Here is a 17,530-nt window from a genome sequence, read left to right on the forward strand (position 1 = left end):
GGCTCGGTGAGATGTTCGACCTGACGTTCCTGAACTGGCCGACGGTGGACCATGCGTTCGGCGTGTCGGCCGAGGCGGGCGGCGCGACGGCAAATACCGTGGCGATCGCCGCTGCGGAAGCCACAACGATCTGTTGCCAACGTTTCGTGAACTGCAAGGCGTTGTATCCCTCCTGATTGTGCTACCGGTCGGGGCTGACGGGCCGGAGCCGCCGTTCGCGCGCGGAGGCGATCCGTCGACTTTTGAACAGGAGTGGCCCGGTAATCCCTCTTTCTCGACAGATCTAACGGGAGTACCACATGGCTCGGGAACCTTTCGGGCCTGTAACAAGAGGCACACGTCGGCGATTGAATTCTGGTCACCGGGTGGTGTTACCTGCCTGCCGATCGAGTTGATTCATGCTGGAGATGACGTCGCTGTGATCGGCCTCACCTGGGCCAACGACTCAGGGTGTGGGGGGCAAGTCTCGCTAAGTGCATGACCTGCCGACAGGTTGCGGTTCACAACTCGGGCACAGGTTTTCCCAAGTTTTCTCCCGGCGCGGAGTGCTCCAATGGAACGGTGGCGTCGGGCACTCCGGCGACAATCGCGACCGGTAGGAGAGGGGGCACGTCATGCGCTGGCTGTCCCGGCGGCGGCCCACCGCCGACGATCACACCCCGACGAAGCTCGACCGCGAGGCGACCCGCGATGATCTCGCCGCGCTGGAGGCGTTCATCGCCAGCCGGCGGGGCGTGGAGTTGTACCTCGAACCCGAGACCACCGCCACCGACACGACCGTGGTCGCCATCGCCGACGACGGCGAGTGGATCCGGCGGCGGACCGGCTCACCGCGTACCGCCGCCCGGCTGGCCCACCGCAGCGCGGTGCCAATGTACGAGGCGGCCCGGGTCGGCTACCCGGAGCGGATGCGGATCTGGAACCGGAACCACCCCGAGCGTCGGATGCGCTGACTCCGCTCCTGGCCGAGTCCCTCGCCGGGTGGGTGCGGGGAAGATCATGTGGGCGGTCGGCGTACTAGAATTTGGCGGGTGCGTGGTGGTCCCGCCCGTGCGTCGCGCCCAACCGGGGAGAGATCAGGATGATCTTCATTACCGCGAAGTTCCGGATCCTGCCGGAGTACGCCGACCAGTGGCCCGACATCGCCGGTGATTTCACCCGGGCGACCCGTGCCGAGCCGGGCTGCCTCTGGTTCGACTGGTCCCGCAGCATCGACGACCCCACCGAGTACGTCCTGGTGGAGGCGTTCCGTGACGGCGAGGCCGGCGCGGCGCACGTCGGCTCCGAGCACTTCCGTACGGCCCAGCGGACGCTCCCCGCGCACCTGGCCGAGACGCCCCGGATCGTCAACACCACCATCGAGCAGGACGACTGGTCGCTCCTCGGCGAGATGGCCGTACCCCAGCGCGACTGACCGGGCACAGCGCCGCCGGGCGTGGGAAGGCCCTGTGGGAAAGGCAACGACAGGGTTGACGGCGGCGCACGGGGAGACCGACGGTGACGTCCATGAGCAGTTTCCCCGGTGCGGACGGGGCCGACGACATCCCCGTCGAACTGGGTCGCCTCCGCAACGCCATCGCGAACGAGTTGCACGCCCAACTGGCGCTGCGCGGTGAGACGATCGAGCTCGCCGACGTACCCGAGGTCGCGTACGCGGTGGCCGTGCAGCTCGGTCACGCGTTCCGGGTCGAGTGGGCGCCCCGGTGGGTCGACGACCGCGAGGACGACGGCTCGGTCGGCCTGGACGCCGCGACCTGGTACGGGTCGGCTCTGCCGGACGGCGGGAACCAGGAACGGGTGGACCGGTATCCGGTCTTCGACCACGGGTGGCCGGAGGTGCGCCGATGATCGCTGACTACGAGGACCGCCGGCCCGAGATCGATCCGAGCGCCTGGGTGGCGCCGGGCAGCACGGTGATCGGTTCGGTCCGGCTGGCCGCCGACGCCAGTGTCTGGTACGGCTCGGTCCTGCGCGGCGACACCGAGCAGATCACCATCGGGGCCGGGAGCAACATCCAGGACGGCTGCGTGGTGCACGCCGATCCGGGCTTCCCGGTCACGGTCGGCGTCGGGGTGTCGGTCGGCCATCGGGCCGTGCTGCACGGCTGTTCGGTGGCCGACGGCGCCCTGGTCGGCATGGGTGCGGTGGTGCTCAACGGCGCCGTGATCGGAGCCGGCTCGCTGGTCGCCGCCGGTGCGGTGGTGCTGGCCGGAACCGTGGTCCCGCCCGGTTCGCTGGTCGCGGGCGTGCCGGCCAAGGTCCGGCGCGAGTTGACCGAGGCCGAGCGGGCCGACCTGCGCGGCACCGCCGAGCGGTACGTGCGGCGAAGCCGCTCGCACGCGACCTCGGCCCGGCCGAGGACGAGCTGAGCCGGCGAGTAGCCGGGCGCGGGTAACCCGGCTCAGCCGGCGAGTAGCCGGGCGTGGATGGCCGGGTCGCTGTCCGGTGCGACCAGTCGGGTGGCGAGCCAGGCGGCGCCGGCCGCGCCGTCGCCCGCGAGCAGGCCGGGGCGGCCCAGTTCGGTGACGAGCCGTTGTTGCACGGCGGTGCGGATCTCCGGGATCCCGGTCAGGACACCGCCCGCGAGCACCACCGGCCCGGGGGCCGGGTGCAGCGAGAGCAGGGTGTCGGCGAGCCGTCGGGCGGCCGTACGGACGATGTCGGCGGCGGTCGGGTCCCCGGTGCGCGCGCAGCTTGCCACGACCGGTGCGAGCGCCGCGATCCGGTCCCGGTCGAGCTGGTAGACCCGGGTCACGAAGTCGTCCGGTTCGGTCGCGCCGACCTGCGCGCAGACGGTCGCGCCGAGCGACCCGGGCGCCGACGGTCGGCCCCGGTAGAGCGCTCGCGCGGTGGCCCGGACCGAGGCGAGGCCGAGCCAGTAACCGGACCCCTCGTCGCCGAGCAACCAGCCCAGCCCGTCCGCGATCGGCCCGATCGTGCCCCGGTCCAGCACGGCGGCGACCGCGCCGGTGCCGGCGATCAGCACGGTTCCGGTGTCGGCCGGCGCACCGGCCGCGAACGCCACCAGCGCGTCGCCGACCGGCTGGATCGGGCAGCTCAGGCCGGCGCGGCTCCAGCGGCGCGCGTACCCCTCGGCGACCTCGGGGTCGGCCAGCCGGGACACCCCGGCGAGTCCGACGACGCCACCCGCGACCCGGCCGGGGTCGTGTCCGGCGAGCGCGTCCCGGATCGCCGCGCCGAGCGCCGTGGCCGTCCGCGCCGGGTCGGTGGCGACCGGGTTGCCGGCGCTCGCCCGGCCCCGGCCGACGATCCGGCCGTCCAGGGTGGCGACGACGACGCGGGTGGCGGTGCCCCCGGCGTCGGCGCCGAGGACGAGCGGAGTGGTCACGTGCCGATGGTGCGGGTCGGCGGGGACCCACCACAAGGGGTACGGATCGAAAAAGTTAAAGCTATTGACTCCATGGCCACTGTGGTCATAGTTTTTCTCACCAACACGCAACGGTGAAAGGAATGTTGATGGAGGAGAGCGGGCTGCTGGGCCGGGTGCGCACCGAGCTGAGTGCGTTGCCGGTCGCGTTGCAGCGGGTCGCCGAGCAGATCCTGATCGCCCCGGAGGAGGCCGCCCGAGCGACGATCATCGACCTGGCCGAGCGGGCCGGCACCTCCACCGCCACGGTGACCCGGTTCTGCCGGGTCTTCGGATATCGCGGCTACGCGCAGTTGCGGGTCGCCATCGCCACCGAGACCGGCCGGGCCGCCCAGGCGAGGTGGGACACCGACATCGACCGCGAGATCGGCCCCGACGACCCGCTCGACCACCTGCTCGAAGTGGTCGCGAGCGCCGACGCGCGGGCCATCCAGGACACCGCCGGTCAGGTCGACCTCGCCGCCGTCGACCGGGTCGCCGCTGCCGTCGCGCAGGCCCAGCGGGTCGACCTGTTCGGCTTCGGCAGCTCCGGCAACGCCGCCCGGGAGATGGCCTTCCGGCTGGAGCGCATCCGCATCCCGGTCTGGCACCGCGCGGACGCGCACGCCGCGCTGACCAACGCCGCCCTGCTCGGTCCGGGTGACGTAGCGATCGGACTGTCGCACAGTGGGCGTACCCGTGAGGTGATCGAGGTGCTCGCCGAGGCCGCCGACCACGGCGCGCTCACCGTCGCGGTCACCTCCTTCCCCCGCTCGCCGCTGGCCGAGGTCGCCGACGTGGTGATGACCACCGCCGTACAGGAGACGACGTTCCGGCTGGCCGCGCTCTCCGCCCTGCACTCACAACTGCTGGTGCTGGACCTGATCTACGTCGCGGTGGCGCAGCGGACGTACCAGCGCACCACCGAGGCGTTCGAGGTCACGGCGCGCGCCGTCGACGCGCACCGACTGCCGGACGAGTCGCACCGGGCGACCCGTCGACGCGTCAAATCCACGGAGGGGTCATGACCACCACCATCAGCGCACCGGCCTACCTGACCGCCGTCACCGCCGCGATCGGCCGGGTCGCGCAGACCCAGGCCGAGAACGTACGGGCCGCCGCCGACCTGATCACCCACGCGCTCGACCAGGGTGGCGTGGTGCAGGCGTTCGGCTGCGGCCACTCCGAGGCGCTCTCGATGGAGATCGCCGGCCGGGCCGGGGGACTGGTGCCGACCAACCGGATCGCCCTGCGCGACCTGGTGCTCTACGGCGGCGCCGACCGCGCCGTACTCGACAACCCGCTGCTCGAACGGGACCCGGCGGTGGCCCACCGGCTCTACGAACTGGCGCCGGTCAAGCCGGACGACGTCTTCGTGCTCACCAGCAACTCGGGCGTCAACGGCGTCATCGTCGAGTTCGCCCTGCTGGCCAAGGAGCGGGGCCACCGGCTGATCGGAATCACCTCGCTGGACCACACCGCGCGGGTGGAGTCCCGACACCCGTCCGGGCGGCGGCTGGCCGACATCGCCGACGTGGTGCTCGACAACGGCGCACCGTACGGCGACGCCGCCCTGACCATCCCCGGCGGCGGTGCCGTCGGGGCCATCTCGTCGATCACCGGTGCCCTGCTGGCGCAGCAGATCGTCACCGAGGTCGTCGCGGACCTGCTCGCCGCCGGTCAGACCCCGCCGATTTATTTGTCGGCGAACGTGCCCGGGGGAGACACCCACAACAACGAACTCGAGGCGCGGTACGCCGGGCGTATCCGACGCACCGCCTAACAGAAGGCGAGGCCGCCGACCATGGATCCCTCTTCCACCCGGGTCGTACGCCGTCCCAGTCGACGCAGCGTGTTACAGGCCGCCACCATCGGCCTGGCCGCCCCGGTGCTGACCGGGTGCGTGACCAGTGGTGGCGACGACGACGGTTCCACCAGTGCCAAGGGCCGGACCAGCGCGGAGAACCCGCTCGGCGTACCGGACAAGACCCCGCTCGAGGTGGTCATCTTCAAGGGCGGGTACGGCGACGCCTACGCCACCAACGCCGAAGCGCTCTACCAGCAGCGGTATCCCGGCGCGACGATCGACCACAAGGGTATTCAGAAGGTCGGCGAGGCGCTGCAACCGAGGTTCGTCGCCGACACCCCGCCGGACGTGGTCGACAACACCGGCGCCGGCCGGCTGGACCTCGCCACCCTGGTCTCCGCCGGCAAGCTCACCGACCTGACCGAACTGCTCGACGCCCCCTCGCTCGACGACCCGGCCCGCAAGGTACGCGACACCCTGCTGCCCGGGGTGGTCGAGGACGGCACGCTCGACGGCAAGGTCTACTCGCTCAACTTCACGTACACCGCCTGGGGCCTCTGGTATTCGAAGGCCCTCTTCGACCGGCACGGCTGGACCTACCCGACCACCTGGGAGGCGATGCTCGCCCTCTGCGCGGAGATCAAGAAGGCCGGCGTCGCGCCCTGGACCTACCAGGGCAAGTACCCGGAGTACCTGAACGACCCGCTGCTGGCCATGGCCGCCAAGGCGGGCGGCCCGGACCTGGTCAAGTCGGTCGACAACCTGCAACCCGGGGCGTGGAAGCAGCAGCCACTGCTCGACGCCGCCGGGGCGATCGCCGAGCTTGCCGGGCGCGGTTACCTGCTCCCCGGGTCCGAGGCGCTGTCGCACACGGAGTCCCAGGCCGCCTGGTCACAGGGGAAGGCCGCGATCATCCCGTGCGGGTCGTGGCTGGAGGCCGAGCAGAAGGGCATCACCCCGGACGGCTTCGACATGGTGATGGGCGCGGTGCCCACCCTCGGGGCCGGCGACAAGCTGCCGTACGGTGCGCTGCTCGCGTCCAGCAGCGAGTCGTTCCTGGTGCCGGCGAAGGCCAAGAACCCGCGCGGTGGACTGGAGTTCCTCCGGATCCTCTTCTCCCAGCCGGCCGCCCGCAAGTTCGCCGAGCTGAACAGCACCCTGCCCAGCGTCGCCGGTGCCACCGACGGGCTCACCGTCAGCACCGGACTCGGCTCGGTCCGTTCCGCCGTCCAGGCCGCCGGGGCGAACACCTTCACGTACCGGTTCCGCACCTGGTACGCCCCGCTGGCCAAGGCGGTCGACGACGCCACCGGTGAACTGGCCACCCGCCGGGTCACCCCGGCGCAGTGGGCCGACCGGATCCAGCAGGCGGCCGACGGGATCGCCAAGGACACCACCGTCGCCAAGTACAGCCGGTAGTCCGGCGATGGCAGCCATGCGGCACGGCAAATACCGGTTCCTGGCCGGCGCGATCCTGCCGGGGCTGCTGCTGTACGCGGTCTTCGTGCTCTCCCCGTACGCGCAGGCGTTCTACCTCTCCCTGACCGACTGGACCGGGGTGTCGGGGCAGGTCGCCTTCGTCGGGCTGGACAACTACCAGCGGCTCTTCGGTGACCGGTCGTTCCTGGCGGCGCTGCGCAACAACGGGCTGATGCTGCTGGTCGTGCCGCTGGCCACCATCGGGCTCGGGCTGCTGCTCGCCGCGCTGGTCAACTTCGGCGGCCGGCGTAGCAGCACCGCGCTGGCCAGCATCCGGGGCGCGGAATTCTACAAGATCGCGTACTTCTTCCCGCAGTTGCTCTCGTTGCCGATCGTCGCGATGCTCTGGCAGTTCGTCTACCACCCGAACGAGGGACTGCTCAACGGTTTCCTGCGGGCCGTCGGACTGGACGCGCTGGCCCGGGTCTGGCTCGGCGACCCCGGGCTGGCGCTCTGGGCGGTGATGGCGGTGCTGGTCTGGTCGTCGGTCGGCTTCTACATGGTGCTCTTCTCCGCCGCCATGGAGTCGATCCCGCGCGACGTGCTGGAGGCCGCGGTGCTCGACGGCGCCGGCCGGTTCGCCACCCTGCGCCGGATCATCGTCCCGCTGCTCTGGGACAACGTGCAGGTCGCCTTCGTCTACCTGGGTGTGCTGGCGCTGGACGGCTTCGCGATCGTACAGATCATGACGGTCGGCCCCGGTGGCCCGGACAGCGCCACCGAGGTCATCGGGCTCGGCCTCTACCGCAGCGCGTTCACGTACGGGAAGTTCGGTTACGCCGCCGCGATGGGCGTCGCCCTCTTCTTCCTCACCCTGGCCTTCGCGGCGATCGCGTTGCGGGCCAGCCGGCGGGAACGGGTGGAGCTGTCGTGACCGCCGTTGTCGACCGACCCGCGCCGACCGCCGCCGGTACGAGACCCGGCAGTCCGCCGCCGCGACCGGGGCGGGGCGCCGACCGGGCCGCGCACCTCTTCCTCGTCGGCTGGGCGGTGCTGGTCACCGTACCGCTGCTCTGGGCGGTGGTCAGCTCGCTCAAGACCGACCGGGAGATCCTGACCAGCCCGTGGACCCTGCCGGCGCAACCGCAGTTCGACAACTGGTCGCGGGCCTGGACCCAGGCGTCGATCGGCGGTTACTTCCTGAACAGTGCGATCGTGGTCGGCGGGGCGCTCGTGCTCACCATGCTGCTCGGTTCGCTGCTGGCGTACGCCTTGGCCCGGTACAGCTTTCCCGGCAACCGACTGCTCTACTACCTCTTCGTCGCCGGCATCCTGTTCCCGGTCTTCCTCGCCCTGGTGCCGCTCTTCTTCGTGGTCAAGCAACTCGGCCTGATCGGCACCTACCCCGGCCTGATCCTGGTCTACAGCGCGTACGCGCTGCCGTTCACCGTCTTCTTCCTGCACTCGTTCTTCCGGACCCTGCCGACAGCGATCGCCGAGGCCGCCTTCCTCGACGGCTGCTCGCACTCCGGCGTGTTCTTCCGGGTGATGCTGCCACTGGCCCGGCCGGGCCTGGTCAGCATCGCGATCTTCAACTTCCTCGGGCTGTGGAACCAGTACCTGCTGCCCCTGGTGCTCAACCCCGATCCGGACCGGTACGTGCTCGCCCAGGGCCTCGCCGCGCTGTCGGTCAGCCAGGGTTACCGCAGCGACTGGAGCGGCCTGTTCGCCGGGCTCACCATCGCCATGCTGCCGGTCCTCGCCGCGTACGTGCTCTTCCAGCGTCAGATCCGTTCCGGCCTCACCGCCGGTGCGGTGCGCTGACGCCCGCTCCGGCTTCCCGAGCCCGGTGCGGTGCGGTGGCGCCCGCTCCGGCTTCCCGACCCCGGCACCGCACGGCCGACCACCGTCGTCCGGCCCCATCCATACCCCTCTTCCCCGTGAGGAGATCCCCGTGTCCCCAAGACCCACCGCGAGAAGTCTCGCGGCCGGCGTGGCGGCCGCACTCGCCGCCGGAACCATCGCCGGCCTCACCGCGACCGCCTCCGCCGGCACCGCACCGACGGCCGCACCCGTCGTCGCCGCCAACTGCGGCGTGCTCTTCGACGACTTCGCGTACGCGTCGTCGTCCGACCCGGCCATCGCCGCCCGCAACTGGACCGTACGCACCAACTCCGGCGGACCGGGCGTGCCCGGCGCGGCCTGGCCGGCGGCGAACGTCAGCTTCCCCACCGACGGCGGACAGAAGGTCCTCCAGCTCACCGCGAAGACCGACGGTACGGCCGGCGGCACCAGCCACTCCGAGTTCTTCCACCAGCGCAAGTTCTTCGAGGGCACCTACGCCAGCCGGGTCCGGTTCACCGACGCACCGACCTCCGGGCCGGACGGCGACCACCTGGTCGAGACGTTCTTCACCATCACCCCGCTGGACCGCCCGCTGGACCCGAACTACGGCGAGATCGACTTCGAGTACCTGCCGAACGGCGGCTGGGGCGAGCAGGGGCCGATCTTCTACCAGACCACCTGGGAGACGTACCAGAACGAGCCGTGGCAGGCCGACAACACCCACACCGCACAGCGGACCAGCTTCAACGGCTGGCACGACCTGGTCTTCACCGTCTCCGACGGGCGGGTCAGGTACTACGTGGACGGTGTGCAGGTCGCCGACCACGGGGACCGGTACTACCCGGAGACCCCGATGTCGATCAACTTCAACCTGTGGTTCATCGACCTGACCGGGCGTACCGGAACCGGGCTGGCGACGTACATCCAGCAGGTCGACTACCTGTACTACGCCGACCGGGAGGTGATCACCACCGCCGAGGCGAAGAACCGGGTCGCCGCGTACCGGACGGCGGGCACCAACCACGTCGACACCGTCGGTGCCGGCGGTGCCTGTCCGACCACCCCGCCGACCACCCGGCCACCGACAACTCCACCGACCACCCGCCCGCCGACGACCCCGCCGACCACCCGGCCGCCGACCACCCCGCCAACCACCGCCCCGCCGGCCAACTGTGCGGCGGCACCGGCCTGGGACTGGGGCACCGTCTACCTGGAGGGTGCGCGGGTGAAGCACAACGGCCGCCTCTGGCAGGCCAACTGGTGGACCCAGGGCTCCGAGCCCGGCCTCACCGCCCAATGGCGCGACCTCGGCCGCTGCTGACCCGCTTTGAGGTGTAAGGAAGGGCCCCTTATTAACGCATAGCGTTAATAAGGGGCCCTTCCTTACACCTCAGCGCCCGGCGGCGAAGGTGTCGCAGGACTTGGGGTCGCCGGTGTCGTAGCCGCGCTTGAACCACTCCTGGCGCTGGGCGGAGCTGCCGTGGGTGAACGACGACTCGTCGATCTGCCCGCCGGAGCGCTGCTGGATGGCGTCGTCGCCGATCGCCGAGGCGGTGTCCAGCCCCTCCTGGATGTCCCGGTCGGTGATGCTGGTGAAGATCTTCTGGCCGGAGGCGTCGGCCGTGCCGGTGGCGTTCTTCGCCCAAGCGCCCGCGTAGCAGTCCGCCTGGAGCTCCAGCGCCACCGAGAGTTCGTTGGCCTGTCCCGGGTCGCGGGCCTGCTGCCGCCGTAGCTGCGCCTCGGTGCCGAGCAGGTCCTGTACGTGGTGCCCGTACTCGTGGGCCAGCACGTACGGTTGGGCGAACTGGCCCGGTGCGCCGAGTTGGTCGGCCAGTTGCTGGTAGAAGCTCAGGTCGATGTAGACCTTGTCGTCCGCGGGGCAGTAGAACGGGCCGACGCCGGAGTCGGCCGCCCCGCAGCCGGTGTTGACCGCCTGCTCGAAGAAGACCGTGTCGGAGGCGGTGTACGTCTTGCCGAAGGACTCCGGCAGGGCCCGCTGCCACCACGCCTGGATCGAGTTGACGTACAGCGTGTTGCGGCAGTCGAGTTGCCGCAGCGCGTCGTCGGCCGAGCACCGCTCCTCGATGGCGGTGTTGTCGCCCTGCCCGTCCCCACCGTTGGTCAGCGCGTTGAGCCCGAACCCGCCACCCACCAGCGCGACCAGCACGGTGACGACCAGACCGACCAGACCTCCGCCGCCGCCGAGGGAGATCCCGCCCAGCCCGCCCGACCCACGACGGTCCTCCACCTGGCTCGTGTCGATCTCCGCGTTCTCGTTCAGCTCCATGTCGACTCCAGTCCGACGGGGCGTCGTTCGTTGACGTGGCCGGACCGTCGCGCGCTGTGCTGCCGCCACGGTCCCGGCTGGCGATGCGATACCCCGCGAGCCAGATCGGTAATCAGAGGCTGCTCCTCGTCGCGGATGACGTGCTAAGTTCCGCCGATGCATTCGGCGCCCGTCCCGAACCGAGAGCCGCAGTGATGGTCACGGTCGCCCCGTCCGCCGGGGGTCCGCGCGACCTTCGTGACCGGGCCCGCGCCCACGCCGTACGCCTGCCCGGACAGCTCCGCCACCTGTTCCGCCGACACTGGGCGTTTCTCCTGCTGCTGCTGGCCGGTACGGTGCTGCGACTGCTCGTCGTCGTCGGGTACGACCCGGCGCTCTGGTACCAGGGCGACAGCCAGAGTTACCTGGCGCTGGCCTACCTCGGAGAACCCTCCACGGTCCGACCGTACGGCTACAGCCTCTTCCTGAGCATGCTGGTGGACCTGCACTCGGTTCGGGCGATCATCGTGATCCAGCACCTCACGGGGCTCGCCATGGTGGTCGCCGCGTACGTGTTCCTGCGGCGTCGCGGTGTCTCCCGGCTGGTCGGCGCGCTCGCCGCGACGCCGCTGCTGCTGGACGCCCGTACGGTGGCGGTCGAGCACTACCTGCTCGCCGAGACCCTGTTCACCGCCCTGCTGGTGCTCGGCATGCTGGCCCTGACCTGGCGCCGGACCCCCGGCTGGCCCGCCGTCCTGATCGCCGGGGTGGCGTTCTCGTGGGCGGCGACGACCCGGTCGATCGGGCTGGCGGCGCTGGCGGTGCCGGTGCTCTACCTGCTCCTGCGCCGGGTGGACTGGCGCCGGGCCGGGGTGTTCGTGGCCGTCGTCGCCGTCTCGCTCGGCGGCTACCTGGTCTGGTACCACAGCTTTCACGGGCAGTACTCGTTCGGCTCCGGCGGATCGCGCTTCCTCTGGTCCCGCACGATGACCTTCGTCGACTGCGACCAGCTCGACCTGACCGACGAGGAACGCCTGCTCTGCCCGGACCAACCGCTCGGCCAGCGCCTGCCGCCGGACCTCTACCTCTGGGGGCCGGGCAGCAAGAAGGAGTTCGCCGCCATGCCGGACGCGGTGTTCGGCACCTTCGCCCGCAAGGCGATCCTGGGCCAACCCGGTGACTTCCTCGGCATGGCCGCCCTCGAAACCTGGCGTACGGTGCGACCCGGCCCCTACCCGAACGAGCGCGTCGCCTGTGTGGCGAGCGTCTGGGACTTCCCGGCGCCGGACGACCCGACCTCCTGCTCGCAGTACATCGCGCCGGACGACCCGGCCAAACGCCGCTACGCCGGACCGGCCAGGGAACACGAGCACCCGCTGATGAACCCGCTGCACGGCTACTCCGAGGTGGCGACCGTACCGGCGACCCTGGTGGCACTCTGTTTCCTGCTGGTGCTCCTGCTCGGTTGTCACCGCCCGAGGGCGTCGAGCCTGCGGGAATGGCTCGACCCGTTGGCCCTGGTGGTGCTCTCCTTCGGCATGATCGTGGCGAGTGTCGCGACCTCCGCGATCGATCCCCGTTACACGGTCCCGTCGCTCCCGCTCGGGCTGATCGGCGCCGCGTTGGCCTGGCGACGGTTCCGGGCGGTCCGACACGTCGCCGCGCCGGCCACCGGATCCACCCCGCCGCTGCCCGACCGCTCGCCGTCGGAGTTGCCCGACTCATCGCCGTCGGAGTTGCCCGACTCATCGTCGCCGCAGCCGCTCGGGCCGTCGTCGTCGGTCGGGTCGCGGGGTGACGGCTCGGTGACGCCCACCGGGTGACGCTGGCCGGGTGACGATCGACGTGCACGGACATCTGAGTCCACCCGAGTCGAGGCGGCGTTACCCCATGCCCCGTACGCTCGGGCAGGTCGAGGAGATGATCTCGGCGAAGCTCGACCGTGGCGTACGGACCACCATCGTCGGCAGTCCGGTCGGCGGCGGCGCGATGGTTCCCCTACCCGGGGTCGACAACTACGCGCAGAGCGAGGACGACCTGTCCCGGCACGACGAGTGGTTGGCCGGTCTGGTGGACCGGCACCCGGAGCGACTGCGGGCGTACGTCTACGTCAACCCGTTCGGCGGGGCCGCGCACCTGCGCCGGGTGGCGCGGACCGTACGCGAACCGCAGTTTGTCGGGCTGATCGCGAACACCAGTGTCGCCGGCCGCTATCTCGACGCACCCGAGGCGGAGGACTTCTTCGCGCTCGCGGCCGAGCTGGACCGGCCCGTACTGCTGCATCCACCGGCGATGCCCGCGGCCGGCTCCGGGCTGGACAACCTGCTGCTGATCGAGCAGTTGGGGCGGTTCAACGACATCACCGTCGGGATGGCCTGCTGCCTGCTCGGCGGCTGGCTGGACCGCTTTCCCGGGCTGAAGCTGATCGCCCCGGCCGCCGGTGGGGCGCTCGGCCTGCTGGGCGAGAGACTCGACCGGGTCATGGCGCCGGCACACTGGGACGGCGGTGGTGGACCCACCCGTCCCGGTCCGGCCCCACCCCGGCTGATGCGGCGGTTGGTCGCGTTGGCGCGACCGCCGAGTGCCTACCTGCCCCGGATCTGGGTGGACACCGCCACCCCGAGCGCGAGCGCGGTGAAACTGGCGGTCCGCGTCTTCGGCCCGGATCGGGTGCTGTTCGGCACCGACTCACCACCGATGCCGCACTCGGAGCCGGGCGCCACGCTCGACCTGCTCGACCGGCTCGGGTTGCCGGGTGCGACCCGTGACGGGATCTGCGAGGGCAACGCGCGGGCGCTCTTCGGCGACCGCCTGCCACCCTCGTCGGCCGGCACCGCCCCGGCGACTACGTTCCCGCCACCGACCGTCGGTTCGGGGCCGGGTCGTCCCGCCGGACGGGACGACCCGGTCGCGGGCCTCAGTGGGTGAAGAGGTTCACCGCGGTACGTACCGTCTGCACCACGCCGTAGCCGAGCAGGACGATGACGAGCAGCCAGGACACCGCGAGACGGAGCCCCTGCCCACCGACCGCCGGCCGCTCCTCTGATCCGGTCATCTCGTCGACTCCTTCTGCTCGCTGGTCCTCGCGGTGGTCGTGCCGGTGGTCGCGTCGACGGGAACCTGGGCCGGTACGTCGGCGACCACGGCGGTCACCGGTTCGGGCGGGGTGCCCGGCGGGAGTGGTTCGTGGAATCGTTCGGGCACGGGACGGATGAGCAGGTTCGCCACGAACCCGATGGCCAGCACCCCGACCATGGTGAACAGCGCGGGCCGGTAGGCGGCGGCGGTCAGGGTGCCCGGCTTGCCCTGGGCGTCGAGGAACCCGTTGATGATCAGCGGGCCGGCCACCCCGGCGGCGGACCAGGCGGTCAGCAGCCGGCCGTGGATCGCGCCCACCTGGAAGGTGCCGAACAGGTCCCGCAGGTAGGCCGGTACGGTGGCGAATCCACCGCCGTAGAAGGAGAGGATCACGCAGGCGAGTAGCACGAAGAGCGCGGTCGACGCGTGCCCCACGGCGGCGAGCAGGGCGTAGAGCACCATCCCGCCACCGAGGTAGAGCAGGTAGATGGGCTTGCGGCCGATCAGGTCCGAGGTGGAGGACCAGACGAACCGGCCCGCCATGTTGAACAGCGAGAGCAGCCCGACAAAGCCCCCGGCGGCGGCGACCGCGACGGTGGAGACCCCGTTCTCCCGGAAGAAGTCCTGGATCATCGGGCTGGCCTGCTCCAGGATCCCGATGCCGGCGGTGACGTTGCAGAAGAGCACGATCCACAGCAGCCAGAACGACCGGGTGCGTACGGCGTTGGCGGCCGAGACGCTGGCGGTGGTGACCAGCGGCTTGACCGCGACCGTGGCCGGGTCGAAGCCGGCCGGGCGCCAGTCCGGTGCCGGCACCCGGACGTTCACCACCCCGAACATCATGATCACGAAATACCCGATGCCGAGGGTGAGGAAGAGTCCGACCAGCGCGCCGCCGGAGGCGACCGAGGCGGCGTTCGCCGGGTTGTAGTCGGCGTCGTAGAACGAGAGCAACTGGCGGGAGAGCGGGCTGGCCAGCAGCGCGCCACCCCCGAACCCCATGATGGCCAGGCCGGTGGCGAGGCCGGGGCGGTCCGGGAACCATTTGATCAGGGTGGAGACCGGCGAGATGTAGCCGATGCCGAGTCCGATCCCGCCGAGGAAGCCGTAGCCGAGGTAGACCAGCCAGAGCTGTTTGGTCGCGATGCCCAGGGCCCCGACGAGGAAGCCGGAGGCCCAGAAGCAGGCGGAGACGAACATCGCCTTGCGCGGGCCGTTCGCCTCGACCCAGGTGCCGCCGACCGCCGCCGAGAGCCCCAGCATCACGATCGCGATGCTGAAGATGATGCCGATCGCGGTCTGGCTGGCGTCGAAGTGGGCGATGAGCGAGTTCTTGTAGACACTCGTGGCGTACGCCTGGCCGATGCAGAGATGCACCGAGAGCGCCGCCGGTGGGATGAGCCAGCGGCTGTAACCCGCCGGCGCGATCGTGTGGGCGCGGTCGAGCGCCGAGAGTAATGGCACGTGACACCTCTTCTCCGAGCCACTGCGCGGGGGCCGTCGACGGTCGGCGGTACGCCGGTGGCGAATCCTCCGCATACCGTGCGGAACGGTAACGCCGGGGCGACCGGGAAGCGCCGGACGTGATCTTCTACGCGACGGGCGGTCCGACCGGTGAGCCGAGCGGCAACCCGCCCGCCCGGGGGCGTCGCGCCGTGCCCGTCCTGGTGTTCACAAAGCGCACGAACTGTTCGATTCGCGCGTCTTCGAGCGGCGGTCGTGGACAGATCGTCGTGGTCAAGAGCAGATTGAGGTGGCCGCGCCCGGAGCCCAGCTTCGCGGGGCGGCGGGGCGGGGCGGTTCAGCAGCGAGCCGCCCCGTACCCCCGTCGTGTCGCCGCGCGCGGCCGGCGACGGCTTGGCGGCAAACTGGTCGCTATCCGTGCTGACGGGCGGCGGCGGCGCGGGCATCGTTACGGCGTGAGCGCGGAATCGCTGGCGGAGCGGATGGCCTTGTGGGCGCGTACGTTGGCCGCGGAGCCCGATCAGGGGGCACTGAGGAGCAGCGTCGCCACGATGACGGTGGCGGAGGTACCGGGCGCGTACGCGGCGGGGGTGTCGCTCCTCGGCGGGTCGAGGTTCTCCGCGCGGGCGACCGAGGGTCGGGTCCGGATCGAAGCCGCCCAGTACGCGGTCCGCGAGGGCCCCTGTCTGGACGCCCTCGCGGCCCGGGCCAGCATCCGCAGTGACGACCTTACGGTGGACGCCCGTTGGCCGAGGCTCGCGCCCCACGCGGTCAAGGCCGGCGTACGGTCGGCGCTCGCGCTGGGGCTCTTCGTCACCGGTCAACCGTTGGGTGTGCTGAGCGTCTACGCCCCGAGCGCGGGTGCGTTCGGGCAGCTCGCGGAGGCGGTCGCCGGTGTGCTGGCCGCCCATGCCTCGGTGGCGATCGCCTCGGCCAACGCGCAGCTCGAACTGCGTACGGCGTTGCGGTCCCGGGACCTGATCGGGCAGGCCAAGGGGGTGTTGATGCAGCGGTACGGTATGACCTCGGAGGAGGCCTTCGACTGGCTCGTGACCACCTCCCAGACCAGCAACACCAAGCTCAGGGACGTTGCCCGGGAGCTGATCACCTCTCGCGATCCGACGTCGTGGAGATTCGGCCCGCCCACCGGCCCGCCCACGGTGCGTCCGTCCGGGCGCGAGTCGCGGCGGGGTTGGTGACGAGATCCTCGGTCCGGTGGGTCAGGAGCGCAGGGTCCGGCTGGGATGCTGGCCGTACGCTTTGCGGTAGTCGACCGAGAAGCGACCGGGATTGGTGAAGCCCCAGCGGCGGGCGACCGACGCGACGGTGGCTCCGGTGGTCGCCTCGGCGTCCTGTAGGTCTCGGTGCGCGCGTTCCAGCCGTACGCGGCGCAGGTAGCCCATGGGTGTGGTGTCCAACTGGCGGCGGAACGCCTCCTGTAGAGCCCGGGGGCTGACACCGGCGGCGGTGGCGATCTCGGTCACGGTGACGGGCAGGTCCGCGTGCGCCTCGATGTGCCCGATCGCCCGGCGTACGGGGGCCGGGGTGACGTGTCCGGTACGCGGCAGCCGGGCGGCGGTCATCGCGGTGTTCGGGAACACCGACAGCAGTGACATGACGGCCAGTCGTCGCAACTGGTCGACGACCAGCGTGAGTCGCTCGACCCCGGGCGCGGTGAGCTGACGGCACAGGTAGCCGACGGTGTCGCACCAGTACCGCCGCATCGGCGCGGACACCGGTGTCAGTGACGTGAACCGCAGATTCGCTCCAGGCAGCCCGGTCACCTCCTCCGCCAGCTCCGCGACCTCGGCACCCGGGACCCGAACGGTCGCGACGACCAGGTCGCGGTAGCTCATGTCGACCGGCGCCCCGACCGGGTAGAGCATTCCGTCGTTGCGCGCCATGGCGACATCGGCCCCGGCGGCGCTGGCGCGACCGCCGCCGGCCAGGACGAGAAGCCCGACCGCGTTGCCCGACGCGGCCACGGTGCCACTGTACGTGACCCCGTTCAGCCGGACCAGGTCGGCGCCGAAGCCGTCACACGTGACGGACCGGACTCGGAATTCGGCCGCGCCGGGATCGTGCACGCTGATCCTCGCTCGGTGAGCCCCGATCCGGTTGATCGCCTCCGCGACCGCGTCGTGGTTTCTGGTGTGCAGCTCGCTGCGTTGCACAGTGCGCTCCGACACCGTGGACACCTCCAGTCGGCCCGGCTCTCTCTCATGGAGCCGGGGCGTTGGGCTTCCCCGTGTTCAGGTCTTCGGTTCCCGGTCGGGCACCCGCC

At 71.1% G+C, this 17,530-nt stretch carries 19 protein-coding genes; 14 read left to right on the plus strand and 5 right to left on the minus strand.

Annotation, left to right across the window (positions count from 1 at the left end):
* Positions 1 to 11 precede the first annotated feature (11 nt).
* The 5 genes from ACI2K4_RS23200 (at position 12) to ACI2K4_RS23220 (ending at position 2,369) form a co-directional block, all read left to right on the plus strand.
* Complete coding sequence (locus ACI2K4_RS23200) at positions 12 to 176, plus strand: hypothetical protein (RefSeq protein ID WP_404514109.1); 165 nt, start codon at positions 12 to 14, stop codon at positions 174 to 176.
* A 438-nt stretch (positions 177 to 614) separates the two neighbouring features.
* Positions 615 to 953 carry a hypothetical protein gene (locus ACI2K4_RS23205; protein ID WP_404514110.1) on the plus strand — a complete coding sequence of 113 codons (339 nt, stop codon included), beginning with the start codon at positions 615 to 617 and terminating at the stop codon, positions 951 to 953.
* 128 nt (positions 954 to 1,081) lie between these two features.
* Entirely contained in the window at positions 1,082 to 1,414 is a 333-nt protein-coding gene (locus ACI2K4_RS23210; RefSeq protein WP_404514112.1) for a putative quinol monooxygenase, read from the plus strand.
* A 92-nt stretch (positions 1,415 to 1,506) separates the two neighbouring features.
* On the plus strand, positions 1,507 to 1,848 hold the full coding sequence (locus tag ACI2K4_RS23215) for a hypothetical protein (protein WP_404514113.1): 342 nt from the start codon (positions 1,507 to 1,509) through the stop codon (positions 1,846 to 1,848).
* On the plus strand, positions 1,845 to 2,369 hold the full coding sequence (locus ACI2K4_RS23220) for a gamma carbonic anhydrase family protein (protein WP_404514114.1): 525 nt from the start codon (positions 1,845 to 1,847) through the stop codon (positions 2,367 to 2,369). The genes ACI2K4_RS23215 and ACI2K4_RS23220 overlap by 4 nt, the downstream gene beginning before the upstream one ends.
* A 32-nt stretch (positions 2,370 to 2,401) precedes the next feature.
* Here ACI2K4_RS23220 and ACI2K4_RS23225 read toward each other — a convergent pair whose 3' ends face one another.
* Positions 2,402 to 3,349 (minus strand): N-acetylglucosamine kinase, encoded by a 948-nt coding sequence (locus ACI2K4_RS23225; protein WP_404514115.1) that lies wholly within the window; start codon positions 3,347 to 3,349, stop codon positions 2,402 to 2,404.
* 128 nt (positions 3,350 to 3,477) lie between these two features.
* On the opposite strand from ACI2K4_RS23225, the gene ACI2K4_RS23230 reads away from it, so the two are divergent.
* From ACI2K4_RS23230 to ACI2K4_RS23255, 6 genes are all read left to right on the plus strand, one after another.
* A complete protein-coding gene (locus ACI2K4_RS23230) occupies positions 3,478 to 4,395 on the plus strand; it encodes a MurR/RpiR family transcriptional regulator (protein WP_404514116.1) in 918 nt (305 codons plus the stop codon).
* A complete protein-coding gene (locus ACI2K4_RS23235; RefSeq protein WP_404514117.1) occupies positions 4,392 to 5,150 on the plus strand; it encodes a sugar isomerase domain-containing protein in 759 nt (252 codons plus the stop codon). The genes ACI2K4_RS23230 and ACI2K4_RS23235 overlap by 4 nt, the downstream gene beginning before the upstream one ends.
* 21 nt (positions 5,151 to 5,171) lie before the next feature.
* Complete coding sequence (gene ngcE / locus ACI2K4_RS23240; protein ID WP_404514119.1) at positions 5,172 to 6,593, plus strand: N-acetylglucosamine/diacetylchitobiose ABC transporter substrate-binding protein; 1,422 nt, start codon at positions 5,172 to 5,174, stop codon at positions 6,591 to 6,593.
* A gap of 16 nt (positions 6,594 to 6,609) precedes the next feature.
* Positions 6,610 to 7,527 (plus strand): carbohydrate ABC transporter permease, encoded by a 918-nt coding sequence (locus ACI2K4_RS23245; protein WP_404514396.1) that lies wholly within the window; start codon positions 6,610 to 6,612, stop codon positions 7,525 to 7,527.
* Complete coding sequence (locus ACI2K4_RS23250) at positions 7,524 to 8,417, plus strand: carbohydrate ABC transporter permease (protein ID WP_404514120.1); 894 nt, start codon at positions 7,524 to 7,526, stop codon at positions 8,415 to 8,417. The genes ACI2K4_RS23245 and ACI2K4_RS23250 overlap by 4 nt, the downstream gene beginning before the upstream one ends.
* A 130-nt stretch (positions 8,418 to 8,547) precedes the next feature.
* Positions 8,548 to 9,759, plus strand: coding sequence for a carbohydrate-binding protein (locus ACI2K4_RS23255; protein WP_404514121.1), 1,212 nt, complete (start codon positions 8,548 to 8,550; stop codon positions 9,757 to 9,759).
* Positions 9,760 to 9,828: 69 nt separating this feature from the next.
* Here the strand turns inward: ACI2K4_RS23255 and ACI2K4_RS23260 are convergent, their stop codons facing one another.
* Positions 9,829 to 10,725 (minus strand): neutral zinc metallopeptidase, encoded by an 897-nt coding sequence (locus tag ACI2K4_RS23260; RefSeq protein ID WP_404514123.1) that lies wholly within the window; start codon positions 10,723 to 10,725, stop codon positions 9,829 to 9,831.
* Between the two features lie 194 nt (positions 10,726 to 10,919).
* On the opposite strand from ACI2K4_RS23260, the gene ACI2K4_RS23265 reads away from it, so the two are divergent.
* Complete coding sequence (locus tag ACI2K4_RS23265; RefSeq protein ID WP_404514124.1) at positions 10,920 to 12,527, plus strand: phospholipid carrier-dependent glycosyltransferase; 1,608 nt, start codon at positions 10,920 to 10,922, stop codon at positions 12,525 to 12,527.
* A gap of 10 nt (positions 12,528 to 12,537) precedes the next feature.
* Positions 12,538 to 13,632, plus strand: a complete 1,095-nt coding sequence (locus tag ACI2K4_RS23270; RefSeq protein WP_404514125.1) for an amidohydrolase family protein — start codon at positions 12,538 to 12,540, stop codon at positions 13,630 to 13,632.
* Here the strand turns inward: ACI2K4_RS23270 and ACI2K4_RS23275 are convergent.
* Complete coding sequence (locus ACI2K4_RS23275; RefSeq protein ID WP_404514126.1) at positions 13,622 to 13,759, minus strand: hypothetical protein; 138 nt, start codon at positions 13,757 to 13,759, stop codon at positions 13,622 to 13,624. The genes ACI2K4_RS23270 and ACI2K4_RS23275 overlap by 11 nt on opposite strands.
* Positions 13,756 to 15,246, minus strand: a complete 1,491-nt coding sequence (locus tag ACI2K4_RS23280; RefSeq protein ID WP_404514127.1) for an OFA family MFS transporter — start codon at positions 15,244 to 15,246, stop codon at positions 13,756 to 13,758. The genes ACI2K4_RS23275 and ACI2K4_RS23280 overlap by 4 nt, the downstream gene beginning before the upstream one ends.
* A 455-nt stretch (positions 15,247 to 15,701) precedes the next feature.
* Here ACI2K4_RS23280 and ACI2K4_RS23285 point away from each other — a divergent pair, with 455 nt between their 5' ends.
* Complete coding sequence (locus ACI2K4_RS23285) at positions 15,702 to 16,445, plus strand: ANTAR domain-containing protein (RefSeq protein ID WP_404514129.1); 744 nt, start codon at positions 15,702 to 15,704, stop codon at positions 16,443 to 16,445.
* A 21-nt stretch (positions 16,446 to 16,466) separates the two neighbouring features.
* On the opposite strand, the gene ACI2K4_RS23290 is transcribed toward ACI2K4_RS23285, so the two are convergent.
* On the minus strand, positions 16,467 to 17,435 hold the full coding sequence (locus ACI2K4_RS23290) for a helix-turn-helix transcriptional regulator (RefSeq protein ID WP_404514130.1): 969 nt from the start codon (positions 17,433 to 17,435) through the stop codon (positions 16,467 to 16,469).
* Positions 17,436 to 17,530: the final 95 nt, after the last annotated feature.

It is taken from the genome of Micromonospora sp. NPDC050397 (genome assembly GCF_044901685.1).
Classification (GTDB): domain Bacteria; phylum Actinomycetota; class Actinomycetes; order Mycobacteriales; family Micromonosporaceae; genus Micromonospora_G.

What these genes read in the sequence shown, in the direction of transcription:
- ACI2K4_RS23200 (WP_404514109.1), top strand. Translation starts at nt 12, where the DNA reads ATGTTCGACCTGACGTTCCTGAACTGGCCGACGGTGGACCATGCGTTC.
- ACI2K4_RS23205 (WP_404514110.1), top strand. Translation starts at nt 615, where the DNA reads ATGCGCTGGCTGTCCCGGCGGCGGCCCACCGCCGACGATCACACCCCG.
- ACI2K4_RS23210 (WP_404514112.1), top strand. Translation starts at nt 1,082, where the DNA reads ATGATCTTCATTACCGCGAAGTTCCGGATCCTGCCGGAGTACGCCGAC.
- ACI2K4_RS23215 (WP_404514113.1), top strand. Translation starts at nt 1,507, where the DNA reads ATGAGCAGTTTCCCCGGTGCGGACGGGGCCGACGACATCCCCGTCGAA.
- ACI2K4_RS23220 (WP_404514114.1), top strand. Translation starts at nt 1,845, where the DNA reads ATGATCGCTGACTACGAGGACCGCCGGCCCGAGATCGATCCGAGCGCC.
- ACI2K4_RS23230 (WP_404514116.1), top strand. Translation starts at nt 3,478, where the DNA reads ATGGAGGAGAGCGGGCTGCTGGGCCGGGTGCGCACCGAGCTGAGTGCG.
- ACI2K4_RS23235 (WP_404514117.1), top strand. Translation starts at nt 4,392, where the DNA reads ATGACCACCACCATCAGCGCACCGGCCTACCTGACCGCCGTCACCGCC.
- ngcE (WP_404514119.1), top strand. Translation starts at nt 5,172, where the DNA reads ATGGATCCCTCTTCCACCCGGGTCGTACGCCGTCCCAGTCGACGCAGC.
- ACI2K4_RS23245 (WP_404514396.1), top strand. Translation starts at nt 6,610, where the DNA reads ATGCGGCACGGCAAATACCGGTTCCTGGCCGGCGCGATCCTGCCGGGG.
- ACI2K4_RS23260 (WP_404514123.1), bottom strand. Translation starts at nt 10,725, where the DNA reads ATGGAGCTGAACGAGAACGCGGAGATCGACACGAGCCAGGTGGAGGAC.
- ACI2K4_RS23265 (WP_404514124.1), top strand. Translation starts at nt 10,920, where the DNA reads ATGGTCACGGTCGCCCCGTCCGCCGGGGGTCCGCGCGACCTTCGTGAC.
- ACI2K4_RS23275 (WP_404514126.1), bottom strand. Translation starts at nt 13,759, where the DNA reads ATGACCGGATCAGAGGAGCGGCCGGCGGTCGGTGGGCAGGGGCTCCGT.